The following is a 669-nucleotide window of genomic DNA, read 5'->3' as shown; positions in this document are numbered from 1 at the left end:
CTCCCGACCAGTATTTCGAGTCGAGAGCGGTCGCCCCATTCGACGGTGTACGACGTGTTGCGAATGACGGTCTTGAGCTGACGACCGTCGTCCTCGTTGCCACGGAAACCCGGCGGTTCGGGGTGTTCCGTGACTGACGTGTTCGAGGCGTTGTGGTACTGCTCTTTCAGTCGGAAGAACCCTCGCCATGCCTCGCTGTTTTTTCGGATTACCTGTTGGGCGGTGGACGCGCCGAGAACGCCCTTGTACGCGCCTTCGAGGTGGCCCGTATCGGCATCCCACACGTCGCCTTCGAACCCGTCTTTGTCGTTGTACCGCATGAGGCGCTGGTACGTGACTTCGTTCCAGAGAGCAGCGGAAGCGTCCAACAGGTCCCGTAGCAGCCGCTCTCCGTCCTCGGAAAGCGGACGTACTGCGAATGTGTTGGTACGCTTCACGACGATANCCGCTCTCCGTCCTCGGAAAGCGGACGTACTGCGAATGTGTTGGTACGCTTCACGACGATAGATTATTATACTTTTAGTCTTAAAGTCTTTTCGTCATGCGTCCAAACATAGATATTTCACACACGCTCGGTGGCCGGATCAAAGACTACGCGGAAGCGAACGATCTGGGACTCTCAGAGGCATACACCGAAGTGCTAGAGGCAGGATTGGATGAATTGGAGAG

At 56.4% G+C, this 669-nt stretch carries 1 pseudogene; it reads right to left on the bottom strand.

Going from position 1 to position 669, the window contains the following annotated elements:
• Window positions 1–437, bottom strand: a pseudogene (locus C463_RS00090) (RNA-guided endonuclease TnpB family protein); the annotation flags it as partial.
• Window positions 438–669 lie beyond the last annotated feature (232 nt).

Origin of the sequence: Halorubrum californiense DSM 19288, assembly GCF_000336875.1 — an archaeon.
In the GTDB taxonomy this organism is placed as follows: domain Archaea; phylum Halobacteriota; class Halobacteria; order Halobacteriales; family Haloferacaceae; genus Halorubrum; species Halorubrum californiense.
This window is presented reverse-complemented; position numbering and strand designations above follow the sequence as displayed.